This is a genomic window from Amycolatopsis sp. NPDC049688, assembly GCF_040674975.1.
Lineage (GTDB): Bacteria > Actinomycetota > Actinomycetes > Mycobacteriales > Pseudonocardiaceae > Amycolatopsis.
In genome coordinates, this window is the sequence record NZ_JBFANY010000006.1 from 64016 (window position 1) to 79582 (window position 15567).

15 protein-coding genes are annotated in these 15567 nt (G+C 73.0%); 9 read left to right on the top strand and 6 right to left on the bottom strand.

What is annotated here, in order from left to right; translation table 11 throughout:
- The gene (locus AB0J55_RS21425) at nt 1-1749 is read right to left on the bottom strand and encodes a proline--tRNA ligase (protein WP_364250958.1); all 1749 of its coding nucleotides are present in this window, start codon (nt 1747-1749) and stop codon (nt 1-3) included.
- Nucleotides 1750-1873: 124 nt separating this feature from the next.
- Here AB0J55_RS21425 and AB0J55_RS21430 point away from each other — a divergent pair, with 124 nt between their 5' ends.
- The 3 genes from AB0J55_RS21430 (at nt 1874) to AB0J55_RS21440 (ending at nt 3713) form a co-directional block, all read left to right on the top strand.
- A complete protein-coding gene (locus tag AB0J55_RS21430) occupies nt 1874-2227 on the top strand; it encodes a VOC family protein (RefSeq protein ID WP_364250961.1) in 354 nt (117 codons plus the stop codon).
- Between the two features lie 321 nt (nt 2228-2548).
- Nucleotides 2549-2794, top strand: coding sequence for a hypothetical protein (locus AB0J55_RS21435; protein ID WP_364250964.1), 246 nt, complete (start codon nt 2549-2551; stop codon nt 2792-2794).
- Between the two features lie 16 nt (nt 2795-2810).
- Nucleotides 2811-3713 carry a 2-hydroxyacid dehydrogenase gene (locus AB0J55_RS21440; RefSeq protein WP_364250967.1) on the top strand — a complete coding sequence of 301 codons (903 nt, stop codon included), beginning with the start codon at nt 2811-2813 and terminating at the stop codon, nt 3711-3713.
- Nucleotides 3714-3719: 6 nt separating this feature from the next.
- Here the strand turns inward: AB0J55_RS21440 and AB0J55_RS21445 are convergent, their stop codons facing one another.
- Nucleotides 3720-4673 (bottom strand): GNAT family N-acetyltransferase, encoded by a 954-nt coding sequence (locus tag AB0J55_RS21445; RefSeq protein WP_364250970.1) that lies wholly within the window; start codon nt 4671-4673, stop codon nt 3720-3722.
- Between the two features lie 55 nt (nt 4674-4728).
- On the opposite strand from AB0J55_RS21445, the gene yaaA reads away from it, so the two are divergent.
- The gene (yaaA, locus tag AB0J55_RS21450) at nt 4729-5475 is read left to right on the top strand and encodes a peroxide stress protein YaaA (RefSeq protein ID WP_364250973.1); all 747 of its coding nucleotides are present in this window, start codon (nt 4729-4731) and stop codon (nt 5473-5475) included.
- Here the strand turns inward: yaaA and AB0J55_RS21455 are convergent.
- Complete coding sequence (locus tag AB0J55_RS21455; RefSeq protein WP_364250976.1) at nt 5462-6550, bottom strand: FAD-dependent oxidoreductase; 1089 nt, start codon at nt 6548-6550, stop codon at nt 5462-5464. The genes yaaA and AB0J55_RS21455 overlap by 14 nt on opposite strands.
- Nucleotides 6551-6633: 83 nt before the next feature.
- Between AB0J55_RS21455 and AB0J55_RS21460 the strand changes: the two genes are divergently transcribed.
- Nucleotides 6634-7188 carry a suppressor of fused domain protein gene (locus AB0J55_RS21460; protein ID WP_364250979.1) on the top strand — a complete coding sequence of 185 codons (555 nt, stop codon included), beginning with the start codon at nt 6634-6636 and terminating at the stop codon, nt 7186-7188.
- A 16-nt stretch (nt 7189-7204) separates the two neighbouring features.
- Here AB0J55_RS21460 and AB0J55_RS21465 read toward each other — a convergent pair whose 3' ends face one another.
- Nucleotides 7205-8056 carry a LysR substrate-binding domain-containing protein gene (locus tag AB0J55_RS21465; RefSeq protein WP_364250982.1) on the bottom strand — a complete coding sequence of 284 codons (852 nt, stop codon included), beginning with the start codon at nt 8054-8056 and terminating at the stop codon, nt 7205-7207.
- An 82-nt stretch (nt 8057-8138) separates the two neighbouring features.
- Here AB0J55_RS21465 and AB0J55_RS21470 point away from each other — a divergent pair, with 82 nt between their 5' ends.
- Nucleotides 8139-9026, top strand: a complete 888-nt coding sequence (locus tag AB0J55_RS21470; RefSeq protein ID WP_364250985.1) for an MBL fold metallo-hydrolase — start codon at nt 8139-8141, stop codon at nt 9024-9026.
- A 6-nt stretch (nt 9027-9032) separates the two neighbouring features.
- Here the strand turns inward: AB0J55_RS21470 and AB0J55_RS21475 are convergent, their stop codons facing one another.
- Nucleotides 9033-10565 carry an NAD(P)/FAD-dependent oxidoreductase gene (locus AB0J55_RS21475; RefSeq protein WP_364250988.1) on the bottom strand — a complete coding sequence of 511 codons (1533 nt, stop codon included), beginning with the start codon at nt 10563-10565 and terminating at the stop codon, nt 9033-9035.
- Nucleotides 10566-10847: 282 nt separating this feature from the next.
- On the opposite strand from AB0J55_RS21475, the gene AB0J55_RS21480 reads away from it, so the two are divergent.
- The 3 genes from AB0J55_RS21480 to AB0J55_RS21490 all read left to right on the top strand — a co-directional run bounded on the left by AB0J55_RS21480 (nt 10848) and on the right by AB0J55_RS21490 (nt 14997).
- Nucleotides 10848-11813 (top strand): RIO1 family regulatory kinase/ATPase, encoded by a 966-nt coding sequence (locus tag AB0J55_RS21480; RefSeq protein ID WP_364250991.1) that lies wholly within the window; start codon nt 10848-10850, stop codon nt 11811-11813.
- A 324-nt stretch (nt 11814-12137) separates the two neighbouring features.
- Nucleotides 12138-13721: a DEAD/DEAH box helicase gene (locus AB0J55_RS21485; protein WP_364250994.1), complete on the top strand. Its 1584-nt coding sequence runs from the start codon at nt 12138-12140 to the stop codon at nt 13719-13721.
- Between the two features lie 100 nt (nt 13722-13821).
- Nucleotides 13822-14997 (top strand): 8-amino-7-oxononanoate synthase, encoded by a 1176-nt coding sequence (locus AB0J55_RS21490; RefSeq protein ID WP_364250997.1) that lies wholly within the window; start codon nt 13822-13824, stop codon nt 14995-14997.
- 133 nt (nt 14998-15130) lie between these two features.
- Here the strand turns inward: AB0J55_RS21490 and AB0J55_RS21495 are convergent, their stop codons facing one another.
- Complete coding sequence (locus AB0J55_RS21495) at nt 15131-15562, bottom strand: GNAT family N-acetyltransferase (protein WP_364251000.1); 432 nt, start codon at nt 15560-15562, stop codon at nt 15131-15133.
- Between the last annotated feature and the right edge of the window lie 5 nt (nt 15563-15567).

Consider the following 15567-nt stretch of genomic DNA (forward strand, 5'->3'; position numbering starts at 1 on the left):
TCAGCCCCGGACGAGCTTGACCAGGTGGTCGACGACGGCGTCGACCGCGATTTCCTCGCGGTCGCCCGAACGCCGGTCCTTCACCTCGACGACGCCGTTGGCCAGGCCGCGCCCGACGACCAGGATGGTCGGCACGCCGACCAGCTCCGCGTCGGCGAACTTGACGCCCGGCGTCGCCTTGCGGTCGTCGAGGATGACCTCGATGCCCGCCGCGTCGAGGTCGGCGGCGATCTTCTCGGCGCCGGCCGCGATCGTCTCGTCCTTGCCCGCGATGACGATGTGCACGTCGAACGGCGACACCACGCGCGGCCAGATCAGGCCGAGGTCGTCGTGGTTCTGCTCGGCGAGCACGCCGACCAGCCGCGAGACGCCGACGCCGTAGGACCCCATCGTGATCCGGATCGGCTTCGAGTCGGGGCCGAGCGCGTCGACCTCGAACGCGTCGGTGTACTTGCGGCCGAGCTGGAAGATGTGCCCGATTTCGATGCCGCGCGCGGCGACCAGGGTGCCCTGCCCGTCCGGCGACGCGTCCCCTTCGCGGACCTCGGCGGCCTCGATGGTGCCGTCCGGGGTGAAGTCGCGGCCGGCGAGGAGGTCGACGACGTGGTGGTCGACCTTGTCGGCCCCGGTGACCCAGGCGGTGCCGGGGACGATCCGCGGGTCGGCGAGGTAGCGCACGCCGTTGTCCTGCAGCGCCTTCGGGCCGATGTAGCCCTTGACCAGGAACGGGTTCTTCGCGAAGTCGGCCTCGTCGAGCAGCGCGACCTCGGCGGGCTCCAGCGACGCTTCGAGGCGCTTCATGTCCACTTCGCGGTCACCCGGGACCGCGACGCAGACCAGCTCCCACTCCTTGGCACCGGGCTGCCGCGTCTTGAGCATGACGTTCTTCAGCGTGTCGGCGGCGGTGAAGGTGCGGCCCAGGCCGGCATCGTTGAGGAAGCTGACCAGCGTCTCGATGGTCGGCGTGTTCGGCGTGTGGTGCACCTGCGCCTCGGGGCGGCCCTCGATCGGCTGCGCGGGCGGCGGGGGCGTGACGACGGCTTCGACGTTCGCCGCGTACCCGGACTCGGTGCTGCGGACGTAGGTGTCCTCACCCGTCTCGGCGACCGCGAGGAACTCCTCGGACGCCGAGCCGCCCATGGCCCCCGACGTCGCCTTCACGACGACGTACTCGAGGCCGAGCCGGTCGAACAGCTTCACGTAGGCGTCGCGGTGGGCCTGGTAGGAGCGGGCGAGGCCGTCGTCGTCGAGGTCGAAGGAGTAGGAGTCCTTCATGACGAACTCGCGGCCGCGCAGGATCCCGGCGCGGGGGCGCGCTTCGTCGCGGTACTTGGTCTGGATCTGGTACAGCGTGACCGGGTAGTCGCGGTACGAGCTGTACTCGCCCTTCACGGTGAGGGCGAACAGCTCCTCGTGGGTCGGGCCGAGGAGGTAGTCGGCGCCCTTGCGGTCCTTGAGGCGGAAGAGGCCGTCGCCGTACTCGGTCCAGCGGCCGGTGGCCTCGTAGGGCTCCTTCGGCAGCAGCGCGGGGAACTGGATCTCCTGCGCACCGATGGCGTTCATCTCTTCGCGCACGACGGCCTCGATGCGGCGCAGCACCCGCAGGCCCAGCGGCAGCCAGGAGTACCCGCCCGGGGCGACCCGGCGGACATAGCCGGCACGTACCAGGAGCCGGTGGCTCGGTACCTCGGCGTCCGCCGGATCCTCGCGCAACGTGCGAAGGAACAACGACGAAGTCCTGGTGATCACTGCGGGGCTCCCTGCGCCGGGCGGGTGTGAAAGTCCCGCTCAGGGTAGTCAATACCCCGGCCGTGACTCCAACGGGTTACTCGGCCGCCCGTTTTTGTCGGTGGTCCCCGCTAGCTTCGAGGGCATGGCGATCCACATGGGCATGATCACGATCGACTGCGCGGACCCCCGAGGGCTCGCGGAGTTCTGGACGGCGGCGCTGGAGACGACGGTGGCCCAGGACTACGGCGAGTTCGTGGTGCTCGCCCCACCCCCGGGCGGCGGGCTCCCGCTGGGGCTGCAGCGGGTACCGGAGGCCCGGGCGGGCAAGAACCGGGTGCACGTGGATTTCGGCGGTGACGACCGCGGGGCGGAGGTGAAGCGCCTCGTGGAGCTGGGAGCGAAGGAGGTGGCGGAGCACGAGGTGCCCGGGCTGGCGTGGACGGTGCTGGTGGATCCGGAGGGGAACGAGTTCTGCGTTTCGGAGGCGGTGCACTGAGGGAGGGCTGAGGGTCGGCGGCGGCTGGCCGGGGAAGGCCGGTGGGCACGGGCCGAGGGGTAACGGCCGTTGCCGGCCTTCCGCAGGCCGGGCGACAGCGGCACACGGAGGGCAGGCGGCGGATGCGCAGGCATGGCAGGCGCGCGCGGGCCGGCGAGGTGGCGGCCAGGTGACCGGCTTCCGCCGGCCAGGCGGCGACTGCCTTGGCTCCGGCAGCCGGGCCGGCAGCGTCCGCGCGGCGACGATCGGACCGTAGGCGCACAAGTCGGCATCCCGGCGAGCCGGTCCGGCGCGGCAGCCAAAGGTTCAGCACGGCCGCCAGTGAGTTCAGCGCGGATCCGCACCAGCCTGTCCGGGCCGCACACCAGCGAGCCGGCCCGGCGCGGCCGCCAGTGGTTCAGCGCGGCTCCGGCACCAGCGTGTCCGGGCCGGCGGCACACCAGCGAGCGGCCCGGCGCGGCCACCGATGGGTTCAGCGCGGCTTCGCACCGGCGTGCCCCGGGCTGGCACTCCGGCGCGGCCGCCGGCGGCTCGGTGCGCCGCCTGGGCGGCTGGTCGGCGCCGTAGCGGGTAGAAAGGCGGCATGAGTGCTCGCGTGCTTCTGCCCTGGACCGATATCGAGGTGCCGGCGGGAGTTGCGGCCGCCTACTACGACGGTGATGGCTCGCCGCCGCGTGATCTCGGGGATGTCGAGTTCTACGTGCTGCCCTACGACCGGGGGCCCGAGCCGCCGAAGCTGATCAAGGAGCTGCCGTCGCTGCGGGTTGTGCAGTCGCTGTCCGCCGGGGTTGAAGCGCTTGTTCCGCTGCTGCCCGCGGGCGTGCGGCTCGCCAACGGGCGGGGGCTGCACGATCTGAGCGTCGCCGAGCATGCTCTTGCCCTCATTCATGCCGCTCAGCGGGATCTGCCCCGGTGGTTCGCGCAGCAGGCCCGGGGCTCGTGGGAGCGCGAACACACCCGTTCCCTGGCCGACAGCCGGGTGCTGCTCGTCGGGTACGGGTCCATCGGGCAGGCCATCGAACGGCAGCTCGTCGCCGCCGAGGCCGTGGTCACGCGGGTGGCCAGCCGTCCTCGGCCGGATGAGGGGGTTCACGGGGTCGGGGAACTGGCCGCTCTGCTCCCGGAAGCCGACATCGTCGTGCTGGTCCTGCCCGACACCCCAGGCACGCGCGGTCTCATCGGCGCCGAACAGCTCGCCGCCCTGCCCGACGACGCCCTTCTCGTCAACGTCGGGCGCGGTACGGCCGTCGACACAGGTGCCCTTCTCGCCGAGACCCGGACCGGGCGGTTGCGAGCCGGGCTCGATGTCGTCGATCCGGAACCGCTGCCCGCCGACCATCCACTGTGGACGGTTCCCGGGGTGATCATCACGCCGCACATCGCCGGCGGGTCGGCGTCGTTCTACCCGCGGGCGAAGAAGCTCGTCGCGGAACAGCTGCGGAGGTTCGTGAACGGTGCGGAACTACTCAATGTCGTGGAACCCTGACGACATTCACGACAGCACGTACACGTGCCATTCGTCGTCGACGCGGTATCCGCAGCGCTCGTAAACGCCCAGGGCGCGGTGCGCATTGTCGACGTCGACGTTCAGGGCCGACCGGTCGAAGCCCGCGTCCTTCGCCGCCCGCAGCGTGTGCCCCAGCAACCCCGACGCGATCCCCCGGCCGCGCAGCATCCCGCGCGTTCCCACCCAGGTCGCGTAGAGCTCGCGGATGCCGGTCGCCTCGGTTTCGGACTCGTAATGGTGGCTCAGGACGAACGCCAGCACCTTGTCGTCCTCCACGATCAGGAACGACAGGTCCGGGCGGAAGTCCTTCGACCCCGTGACCAGGTGACGCCAGGCCTCCGGGTCGTAGATCGTGCTGCCCCAGTGGTCGGCGAACGTGTCGTTGCGGGCGTCGAGCACCGCGAGGTCGTACTCGAACGCGAACGGCACCGCCTCGTAGCCGTCCGGGAGCGGCGGCTGGGGCGGGAGGTCCGCCAAGCCGACGCGCATGTTCACCATCGTGCGGCCGTGCCGGTAGCCCGCGCGGGTGAGAACACCCGCGATCCACCGCTCGTTCTCGTGGCTGCCGTGGTGCAGCTCGAGCGGCGCGCCCGGGAACGTGCGCTCGTGGACCTCGCGGCTCGTGCGCTCGAACCACTCCGCCAGGCGAGCGCCGACGGCGTCGGTCCGGTACTCCGGGTGCACCACCGACTGAAGCCGGATCATGTGCACCGGGTCCGCGGCGTCGCGACGGCGGGCCAGGCCGTAGCCGGCCAGCCGGTCGCCCGCCCAGAGGCCCACCGTGGCGCGGGGCAGGTCGATGTTGGGCCCGGCCAGCTCTTCGCGGAGGTCCTCCGTGCTGAAGTGCTCACCCGTCCGGTCGACCTCTTCGGCCGCCGCGTACAGCTCGGCGAGAGCAGCAGCGTCGGCGAGGGTCAGCGGGCGCCAGGTCAGGTCCATGCCCGGAGGCTAGGCCGGACGGCGGCGCCCGTGCACCCCGATTTACGCTCGGGGCGTGCTGGTGCTGCTCCCCCCTTCCGAGACCAAGGCCGACGGCGGCCGCGGTGGCGCGCTCGACCTCGGTGCGCTGTCCTTCCCCGAACTGAACTCGACGCGCGCGAAGCTCGCCGACGCGCTGGTCGAGCTGGCCGCCGACGTCCCCGCCAGCATCGCCGCCCTCGGCCTCACCGAGCGCCAGGCCGGGGAGGTCACGCGCAATGCGCAGCTGTGGACGTCGCCGACGATGCCGGCGCTGCGCCGCTACACCGGCGTCCTCTACGACGCGCTCGACGTCAAGAGCTTCACCAGGGCCGGGCTGGAGAAGGCGCACCGGCGGCTGGCGGTGACGTCTTCGCTGTTCGGCGTGGTTTCGGCGACCGATCCGATCCCGGCGTACCGGCTCTCGGGCGGCAACTCGCTGCCTTCGCTCGGCACCGTCCGCGGGTTGTGGAAGCCGGTCCTCGAGCCGGTGCTGCAGGCGGTCGAGGGCCTGGTCGTCGACCTGCGCTCGGGCACCTATTCGGCGTTCGCGAAGCTGCGCCCGGACGCGGTGACGGTCCGGGTCGTCACCGAGAACGCCCGCGGCGAGCGGGTGACGGTCAGCCACTTCAACAAGGCGTACAAGGGCCGCCTGGCCCACGTCCTGGCGGCGACCAGGGCCGAACCGTCCACTGTGGACCAGCTGGTCAAGGTGATCACCAAGGCCGGCCTGGTCGTCGAGCGGGCCGGCGAGCACGCACTGGACCTCGTCACCGAGGGCTGAGGCCGCCGAACCGGTCCGGGGCGAACGGGCTCAGGTCGAATCCCGGGTCCTCGCCCAGCGCGAGCGCCGCGACGAGCTTGCCCGCGAACGGCGCGTTCGTCAGCCCGCCCGCGCCGAAGCCGGTCGACACCGCCAGACCCGGCCGGAGCAGGCCCAGTACCGGAAGCCCGTCCGGGGTGCCGGGGCGGAATCCGACGCGGGTCTCCGCGAGCGTCGCGTCCGCGAGGCCGGGCGCCACCGCCAGCGCGTTCTCCAGCACTTCGCGCTGGCCGGCGGCCGTGACGCGGTAGTCGAAGCCGGACTCCGCCTCGCGTGTCGCGCCCGCGACGACGCGCCCGCCGCCGAACGCGAGCAGGTAGTGGCTGGTGCGCGGCAGCACGACCGGCCACGCCGCCGTGTCCGTGCCCGGCAGGTCGAAGTGGCTGATCTGGCCGCGGTGCGGCGTCACCGGGAGGTCGATCCCCAGCGGGGCCAGCAGTTCGCGGCTCCACGCACCGGCCGCGACGACGACGCTGTCCGCTTCCAGGGGGCCGTCCGGCGCCGCCACCGTGCCGTCGGCGCGGAACGCGACCTCGCCTTCGACGAACGTCGCGCCCCGGCGCTCGGCGGCCGTCAGCAGGGCGCGGCGCAGCAGGTGCCCGTCGACGCGGCCGGCGCCGGTCAGGTGCACCGCGCCCAGCTCCGGCGCCAGTGCCGGGAACAGCTCGCGGGCCTGCGCGGGATCGAGCCGCCGCACGTCGCCGAGCTCGGGAGCGTCCGCGGCCCGGGACGTCAGGCGCTCCTGCGTCTCGGCCAGCTCGGCGTCGTCGGCCGAGACGACCATGCCGCCGACGACCTCGAACGACGATCCTCCGAGCTCCGCGGTGAACTCCCGGTAGTACCGGCCGGCGGCCGCCGCCAGCGGGTACAGCGCGTCGTTCCAGCGCGAGGTCCAGGGGCTGACGATGCCGGCGCCGGCCTCGGTCGCCGTCCCGGGTCGCGCCGCGTCCGCCACGATCACTTCCGCGCCGCGGCCCGCGAGATGCCAGGCCGTCGCCGCGCCGCCGATTCCGCTGCCGATCACGAGCACTCGCATGCTCCCCACCCTGCCCGATCCTGCCGCGCCCGGGCCAACGGCCTTGACCGCGCCCGGGGCCGGCCGGTCGTATGCTGCGCGCCATGCCGAGCCGTGCCGAGCGGTATCTCGCCCATCTCGACACCCTGACCGGGACCTCGCAGCCCCGGCTGCAGCCCATCCCGTCGACCCGGGCCGGGCTCGACGACGTCATCGCGTTCGTCTACGCCGACGAACCCGAACCGCGCTACCTGACCGGCGCGACCTACGGCCTTTCCCTGGCCGACCACCCCGACTGGCACGGCGTGAAGCCGGAGCTGTGGATCAGCGTCCGGTCCGACGACCCGGTCTGGGCGCTGGCCATCGGCTACCTCGCCGAGCAGCTGCGCGGCACCTGCCCGTTCGTCTACGGCGACACCATCGACTTCGGGCAGCCGATCGCGCCGGAGTCGGCGATGACGGCGTTCGCGGTCTCGGCGCCCGCGGGCCTCGACGCGCACCAGTACACGCTGATCGACATCGGCGGCGCGCCGGTCAGCATCGCCGGCTGCTACCCGGTGCACGACACCGAGCGGAAATACATCCGCGAGCACGGCATCGACGCGTTCTGGCAGCTGGACTGGGACCTCTACGACGTCCGCCGGCCGCCGGTGGTCTGAACCTCGGCCGGAGCGCTCAGCCGCGGTAGGCCGCCGTCGCGATCCGGGCGAACGAGCGGATCAGCGGGTTGGCGTCGGCGTCGCGCCACGCCACCACCACCGGATTCGGGGCCATTCCCGACAGCGGCACCACGACCAGCTCACCCGGCGGGCGGTGCCCGAGGGGCATCAGCCCGACCGTCCCGTTCCACAGCACGGCCTGCAGGCACTCCTGGACCGCCCGCACCACCGGCCCTTCGCGGGGTTCGCCGCCGTGCCAGTACGCCTGCCAGCGCGCGTCGGTGCCGTCCGGGAACCGGAACCAGCGCCGTCCGGCCAGGTCGGCCACGGACAGCAGGGCACGGCCGGCCAGCGGGTCGTCGGCGCGCAGGACCGCACCCACCGGGTCGGTCCGCAGCCGGTGCACCGTCAGGCCGGTCTCGTCGAACGGCCCGCGCGTGAGCGCGACGTCGACCAGCCCGGCGCGCAGTCCGCACGTCGGGTCGGTCAGGTCGGTGTCGCGGACGCGCACCTCGACCTCCGGGTGTGCCCGCCGGTACGCGTCGGCCAGCCGGGCCGCACCCGGGTCGGCACCGTCGCCGAGGAGGCCGACGGTGAGCGTGGGCGCGCCCGCCGCCGTGGCGACGCGCACGCGGGCCCGGTCGGCCTGGTCCAGCAGCACCCGCGCCTCGGCCAGCAGCGCCACGCCCGCCGGGGTCAGCGTGACCCCCGCGGCGGAGCGCAGCAGCAGCACGGCACCGACGTCGGTCTCCAGCTGCTTGATCGCCCGGCTCAGCGGCGGCTGGCTCATGTGCAGCCGCGCGGCCGCCCGGCCGAAGTGGAGTTCTTCGGCGACCGCGACGAAGTACCGCAGCGTGCGCAGCTCCATGACCGGCGACGATATTCGCCCGGTATCGGCGCCACCGAACCGGTCTTGGACGGCCGCACCCGGCCGGCGGTGGAATCGGGGCATGACCGAACTGACCGACCCCGCCGTGCGCGTCACCGGCGCCCGGGAAATCGCCCCCGACCTGCTGGTGATCCCGAACGACCGGGTCGACCTGGTGCCCAACATCGGCGTCGTGGGCGGCACCGAAGCCATCCTCGTCGTCGACACCGGCATCGGCACCGCCAACGCCGAGCAGGTGCTGGCCTTCGCGCGCGAAGTCGCGAAGGGCCGCCGCCTGTACCTGACCACGACGCACTTCCACCCCGAGCACGCGTTCGGCGCGCAGGTGTTCGACGGCGAAGCCACGTACCTGGTCAACCGCGGCCAGGCCGAGGACCTGGTCACCAAGGGTCCCGGCTACCTGGAGATGTTCCGGGGCCTCGGCGAGGTGATCGCGCGCCGCCTCGACGGCGTCCGCCTGCCCGAACCCGACGTCGTCTACGACGGCGGGTACGACCTCGACCTCGGTGGCCGGACCGTCCGGCTGCGCCCCACCGGCCGGGGCCACACGAAGGGCGACCAGGTCGTGGAGGTCCCGGACGCCGGCGTCCTGTTCACCGGCGACCTGGCCGAGACCGGGCAGTTCGCGATCTTCCCGTGGTTCCCGCCGCACGACACCGACGTCTCGGGCGTCGGCTGGCTGGCGGTCCTCGACCGGCTGGCCGCCGCCGGGCACCGGGTGGTGGTTCCCGGGCACGGAGAGGTCGGTGGCGGGGCGGTGCTCACCGACGTCCGTGCCTACCTCCGGGAACTGCGGGACGAGACCTGGCACCGGCGGGACTCGGCGATGGGCGTGGACGAAATCACCGCCGAGGTCCGTTCGCTGCTCGTCGAGCGCCACCCGGAATGGGCCGGGCGGGAGTGGATCGAGCCGGGCGTCGCGTGTCTGTGCACCGAACACGACGCCTGACCCGGATCACCCCGCGCCGAGCACCGCCATCGCCGCGTTGTGGCCGGGAATGCCGCTGACACCACCTCCTCTCGCCGCTCCCGCGCCACAGAGCAGGATGCGCTCGTGCGGTGTCTCCACGCCCCAGCGGCCGGCTTGCGCCGGGTCCTCCGCGAAGGGCCAGGAGAGGTCCCGGTGGAAGATGTGCCCCGCCGGCAGACCCAGCTCGGCTTCCAGGTCCAGCGGGGTTTTCGCTTCCACACAGGGTTTTCCGTCCGGCCCGGACAGCAGGCAGTCCTCGATCGGCTCGGCCAGCACGCTGTTCAGCGAAGCCAGCGTCGCGCGCAACGCCGCTTCACGCGCCTCTTCGTTGCGCCCCTCGAAGAGCCGCGCCGGCATGTGCAGGCCGAACAGGGTGAGGGTGTGCGTGCCGGCCGCGCGTTCGGCCGGGCCGAGGATCGACGGATCCGTCAACGAATGGCAGTAGATCTCGCAGGGCGGCAGCGTGGGGATCCTGCCCGCGGCCGCCTCGCGGTACGCCGCCTCCAGCTGGGTGAAGGTTTCGTTGACATGGAAGGTGCCCCCGAACGCCTCGGCCGGATCGACGTCCGGGTCACGCAGCCTCGGCAGCCGCGTCAGCACCATGTTCACCTTGAGCTGGGCGCCTTCCGGCCGGATCGGAGGCGGTTCGCCCAGCAGCCCTGCCAGCGTCGCCGGCGCGACGTTGGCGAGGACGTGGCCGCCCCGGACGGCGAACTCGGTGTCGTCACGCCGGTAACGCACCTCGCCGTCCGGGTCGACCGCGAGCACCTCGGCGCCGGTGAGCAGGCGCGCGCCCGCCGCGGACGCGGCCGCCGCGAGCGCGCCGGTGACCGCGCCCATGCCGCCGACCGGGACGTCCCAGTCGCCGGTGCCGTTGCCGATCACGTGGTAGAGGAGGCACCGGTTCTGGCGCAGGTCCTCGCCGTCCGCCGGGGCGAACGTGCCGATCAGCGCGTCGGTGAGCACCACGCCGCGCACCGTGTCGTCGCCGAACCACGACGTGAGCGCTTCGCCGATCGGCCGTTCGAACAGCAGGGACCACGCCTCGGCGTCGCCGATCCGCGCCCGGAAGTCCACTTCGGACAGCAGTGGTTCGGTGAGCGTGCCGAACGCGCGCCCGGCGACGCGCCCGGTCAGCTCGTAGAACCGCCGCCATGCCGAGTAGTCCGAAGCAGACCCGGTGACCGCGCGGAACGACGCCGCCGTCCGGTCGGCGTCACCCGTGTCGACAAGAAGACCGGAACCGCCCGACGGGGTGTAGGACGACATCCGGCGCCGTCGCAGCTCCACGTCGAGGCCGAGGTCGGCCACGATCTTCTTCGGCAGCAGGCTGACCAGGTACGAGTAGCGCGAAAGCCGGACGTCCACGCCCTCGAACGCGCGGAACGAGACGGCGGCGCCACCGGTCTCCCCCCGTCGTTCGAGCACGAGCACCGACCGGCCGGCCCGCGCCAGGTACGCGGCCGCGACCAGGCCGTTGTGCCCGCCTCCGACGATCACCACGTCGTAGGTGTTCATCCGCCCCTCCTCGGTCTGCCTGCCCGTTCATCGTGACCACGCCGCCGGGGCGAATTCAAGGAAACGTCACAAATACTCCTTTCGCGCCGCCTCGGCGGAAATCCGGTTGCCCGGCGCCGGGCCGGTCCGGCATCCTGGGCGCGAGCCGGCAGGGAGCCGGTGCGTGAGAACGGGAGGTGCCTGACGTGATGACTGTCCGGGCCTTTTCGCGCCCTCACCCACCCGCCCCCCGAGGCTGACCACGCGCCCGGTGGGGCATCCCTGATCGAGGAGAACCCACCAGTGCGCCAGCACGACTTCGAAGATTCAGACCTGTTCGACGACAACCCCCAGCGCCGCCGTGAAGCGCGTTCGCGGCGGCGCGGGCGGTTCGACGAACCCGAACCCACGCGCCGCGGACGGCTGACCGAAAGCGAACGCGTCCGGCTCGCGAAACTGCGCGACGACGCCTACACCGAACGGCAGCTGCCCGACGGCGCCGACCGCTGGTCCACCTGGGACGACGCCGAACACGGCCCACTCCCCCGGCCGGACTGGGTCGTCACCGAGCTCGCCGCGGTCGACACCGACCTCGGCGTCCTCAAGACCGGCAAGGAGGCCGACGTCCACCTGCTGCGGCGGGGCCTGCCCGGCACGCCGGGCGCGCTGCTCGCCGCGAAGCGGTACCGCAGCGACGAACACAAGCTGTTCCACCGCGACGCGGGCTACCTCGAAGGACGGCGGATGCGCCGCTCCCGCGAGAACCGCGCGATGGCGCAGCGCAGCGCGTTCGGCCGCAACCTCATCGCCGAACAGTGGGCGGTGGCGGAGTTCGCCGCGCTGAGTCGCCTGTGGACGCTCGGCGCGCCGGTGCCGTACCCCGTCCAGCGCAACGGAACCGAGCTGCTGCTCGAGTTCCTCGGCGAGGACGACGGCACCGCCGCGCCCCGGCTGGCCCAGGTCCGCCCGTGCCCGGACGAGCTGCGGGACCTGTGGTTCCAGGCGACCGCGGCGCTCGACCTGCTCGCCTCCGAAGGGCTCGCGCACGGCGACCTCTCGGCGTACAACCTGCTGGTGCACCGGGGCCGGCTGGTCGTGATCGACCTGCCCCAGGTCGTCGACGTCGTGGCCAACCCCGGCGGCGTCGAATTCCTGGCCAGGGACGTGCGCAACCTCGCCGGCTGGTTCCACGGGCGCGGGCTCGGCGAGGACGTCACGAACACCGGAGAACTGCTGGCCGAGCTCGTTTCCGCGGCCGGATTGACCTGATTCCGCGGCGGCGTCGCGGCTGTGGTGCGGAACACGCCTGCGACGCCGCCCACAACCGGTGACCTCGATGCGCAGGACCGGCTCCGCCTCGGGTACAGTGAACACAGACCGCAACCGGCGGCGTGGATGAGTTGGTGTCCGTCGCCTCCAAAGCCAACCGAATGGCTCGCGGTGATCCGTAACCCAAGCGGCGCGCAGTGTCGGCAAGCGATGACACGGTGTGCCGGGTCCGTCCCTGTGAACGCCCATCGCACACCATCTTGCCCTGCCTGCGCGCGGGCAGCCCGGGCCTCCCTTGCGACGAACCACGTCCGAGAGGCATTTGTGACCGTCACGTTCAACTCCGGCCCTTCCTCGACGTCCGCGCACGCGGACCGTCCCGACCGCAAGCCGCGCACCCGCCCGGCCGGTGGGGACATGCTGCGCGACGACGCGGTCGAGCTTGTGGCCACCAAGACCTTCGCCCAGCTGGGCCTGCCGGAGCCGCTGCTGCGCGCCCTGGCCGACGCGGGCATCAACAGCCCCTTCCCGATCCAGTCCGCGACCATCCCGGACGCGCTGGCCGGCCGGGACGTGCTGGGCCGCGCCCAGACCGGTTCCGGCAAGACCCTCGCCTTCGGCCTGGCCATGCTGGCCCGGCTCGACGGCGGCAAGGCCCGCCCGAAGCGCCCCCGCGCGCTGATCCTGGTCCCGACCCGCGAGCTGGCCATGCAGGTCGCCGACTCGCTGACCCCGCTGGCCAAGTCGCTCGGCCTGTGGTGCCGCACGGCCGTCGGCGGCATGGCCTTCGCCCGCCAGGCGGACGCCCTGTCCCGCGGCGTCGACCTGCTGATCGCCACCCCGGGCCGGCTGTCGGACCACGTCCGACAGGGCACCGCGCACCTGGGCGACTGCAACTTCATCGCCCTCGACGAGGCCGACCAGATGGCGGACATGGGCTTCATGCCGCAGGTCCGCGAGATCATGGATCTGACCCCGCCGGGCGGGCAGCGGCTGCTGTTCTCGGCGACGCTCGACGGTGACGTCAACCGCCTGGTCAAGCAGTACCTGACCGACCCGGTCACGCACTCGGTCGCGCCGTCGACCGCGAGCGTGACGACCATGGACCACCACGTGCTCCAGGTCTCGCACCAGGACAAGCAGGACGTCATCACGCAGATCGGCGCCCGCGAGGGCCGCACGATCATGTTCGTGCGCACCAAGCACCACGTCGACCGGCTCACCGAGCGGCTGCGCGAGCAGGGTGTGCACGCGGCGGCGCTGCACGGCGGCAAGACGCAGGGGCAGCGCAACCGCGTCCTCGCCGACTTCAAGGAAGGCCACACCCCGGTGCTGGTCGCCACGGACGTCGCCGCGCGTGGCATCCACGTCGACGACATCTCGCTGGTGCTGCACGTCGACCCGGCCGCCGACCACAAGGACTACCTGCACCGCGCCGGCCGCACGGCCCGCGCCGGGGCGTCCGGTGTGGTCGTCACGCTGGCGACGCACGATCAGCGCCGGATGGTCCGCCGGCTGACCGACCGCGCCGGCGTGCGCGCGGAGTCGACCACGGTCCGCCCGGGCGACGCCGAGCTGTCCCGCATCACCGGTGCCCAGGAGCCCAGCGGCGAGCCGGTCGTCGAGCGGCGGCGCGAGAACCCGCGCCGCGGCGGCGGTGGCTTTCGCGGTGACCGCGGCTTCGGCGGCGGGCGGGGCGGCGAGCGCGGCGGTTCCTACCGCGGCGAGCGCAGCTACGGCGACCGTGACCGCGGTGGCGAGCGTGGCGGCGACCGCGGTGGTTACCGCGGCGGCGACCGCGAAGGCCGTTCCGGTGGCTTCGGCGGCCGCAGCCGTCAGCCCCGTTCGGGCAACGGCGGTGGCTACGGCCGCCCGAGCCGTGGCCCGCGTCGCGGCTACGACAGCTGATCATCTCCCTTCGGAAGCCCCGGACCGCGCGGTCCGGGGCTTCCGGCGTTTGCGGGCCCGCTTGGCGGTGGCGACGGGGCCGGGTGGGAGACTGCGGGACGTGACTACGCCGCCGACGCCCCCGCCCGACGAGGTTTTCGACTGGCTCGACGCCGAGGCGGAGAAGCGGGCGAACGCGGGGCTCGTGCGGCAGCTGCGGCCGCGTCCCGCGCAGGCCGACGAGCTGGACCTGGCCGGCAACGACTACCTCGGGCTGGCCCGGGACAAGCGGGTCGCCGGGGCCGCCGCGGCCGCCGCGCTGCGCTGGGGCGCCGGGTCGACCGGGTCACGGCTGGTCACCGGGTCGACCGAGCTGCACACCGAGCTGGAGCTGGAGCTCGCCCGGTTCTGCGGCGCGCAGGCGGCGCTGGTGTTCTCCTCCGGCTTCGCCGCGAACCTCGGCGCGGTGACGGCCCTGTCCGGCGCCGAATCGGCGATCGTCACCGACAAGTACATCCACGCGTCGCTGATCGAGGGCTGCCGCCTGTCGCGGGCCGACGTGGCCGCGGTCGCGCACTCGACGCCGTCGGCGATCAAGCACGCGCTCGCGACCCGGCGCAAGCCGCGGGCGCTGGTGGTGACCGACTCGGTGTTCTCGGTCGACGGCGACCTCGCGCCGCTCGGTGAGCTGGCGGAAATCTGCCGTTCGCACGGCGCGGCGCTGCTGGTCGACGACGCGCACGGGTTCGGCGTCCTGGGCGAGGGCGGCCGCGGGGCGGTCCACGCGGCCGGGCTCTCGGGCGCGCCCGACGTCGTAACGACGTTGACGCTGTCGAAGTCCCTCGGCGCGCAAGGCGGCGCGGTGGTGGGACCGCGTCGGGTGATCAAGCACCTGGTCGACACGGCTCGCAGCTTCATCTTCGACACGGCATTGGCGCCTGCGAGCGCCGCGGCCGCATTGGCGGCGTTGCACGCGCTGAAGGAGGAGCCGGGGCTGGCGGGGAAGGTCGTCGAGAACGCGGGCAACCTGGCGATGTCGTTGAAGGCGGCCGGGTTGAAGGCGAGCCTGCCGGACGCCGCCGTCATTTCGGTCCAGGCGCCCTCGGCGGAGACGGCCGTCGCGTGGGCCGCGGCGTGTGCGGAGCAGGGCATCCGGGTCGGGTGCTTCCGGCCGCCGTCGGTGCCGGACGGGATCTCACGGCTGCGGCTGACCGCGCGGGCCGACCTCACGGAGTCCGATGTGGACCGTGCGGTGAAGGTGATCACGGCGACCGCGCCGCGGGGTGCGCTCGGCTGAGCCCGTACCGGACGTGCTCGGAAAGCCGACACGCGTGATTCCAGGGTCGACACGCGTGATTGAGGAGCCGACACGATGCGGCCGGGTGGCGTCCGCCGTGTCGTCGCGCCGATCACGCGTGTCGACGCTCTGATCACGGGAGGCGGCGCATGCGGATGTGCGGGATTCCGTCGTCGTCGAGGTACTCCGCGCCTTCCGCGACGAAGCCGTAGCGTGCGTAGAAGCCCTGGACGTACGTCTGGGCGTCCAGGACGTACTCGCCCGGGACGGTCAGAGCCGCGTCCATCAGCCGGGCCGCCAGGCCCTGGCCGCGGGCGGAGGCCGCCGTCACGACGCGGCCGATGCGGCGGACGCCGTCCGGGTCAAGCAGGACCCGTAGGTAGGACGTGACGCCGCCGGCGTCCGCGAACCACAGGTGACGGGTGTCCGGGAGCAGGTCACGGCCGTCGAGCTCGGGGTACGCGGCCTTCTGCTCCACGACGAACACGTCGACGCGCAGGCGGAGGATGTCGTGCAGCTGGGCGGCGGTCAGCTCCGGACCGGTCGCGTCGTGCAGGGTCGGCATACCCC

Excerpts from the sequence above, each read along its gene's own strand:
- AB0J55_RS21460 (WP_364250979.1), top strand. The coding sequence starts at position 6,634 with ATGCCGAGCCGTGCCGAGCGGTATCTCGCCCATCTCGACACCCTGACC.
- AB0J55_RS21475 (WP_364250988.1), bottom strand. The coding sequence starts at position 10,565 with ATGAACACCTACGACGTGGTGATCGTCGGAGGCGGGCACAACGGCCTG.
- AB0J55_RS21495 (WP_364251000.1), bottom strand. The coding sequence starts at position 15,562 with ATGCCGACCCTGCACGACGCGACCGGTCCGGAGCTGACCGCCGCCCAG.
- AB0J55_RS21440 (WP_364250967.1), top strand. The coding sequence starts at position 2,811 with ATGAGTGCTCGCGTGCTTCTGCCCTGGACCGATATCGAGGTGCCGGCG.
- AB0J55_RS21465 (WP_364250982.1), bottom strand. The coding sequence starts at position 8,056 with ATGGAGCTGCGCACGCTGCGGTACTTCGTCGCGGTCGCCGAAGAACTC.
- AB0J55_RS21445 (WP_364250970.1), bottom strand. The coding sequence starts at position 4,673 with ATGGACCTGACCTGGCGCCCGCTGACCCTCGCCGACGCTGCTGCTCTC.
- AB0J55_RS21430 (WP_364250961.1), top strand. The coding sequence starts at position 1,874 with ATGGCGATCCACATGGGCATGATCACGATCGACTGCGCGGACCCCCGA.
- AB0J55_RS21470 (WP_364250985.1), top strand. The coding sequence starts at position 8,139 with ATGACCGAACTGACCGACCCCGCCGTGCGCGTCACCGGCGCCCGGGAA.
- AB0J55_RS21455 (WP_364250976.1), bottom strand. The coding sequence starts at position 6,550 with ATGCGAGTGCTCGTGATCGGCAGCGGAATCGGCGGCGCGGCGACGGCC.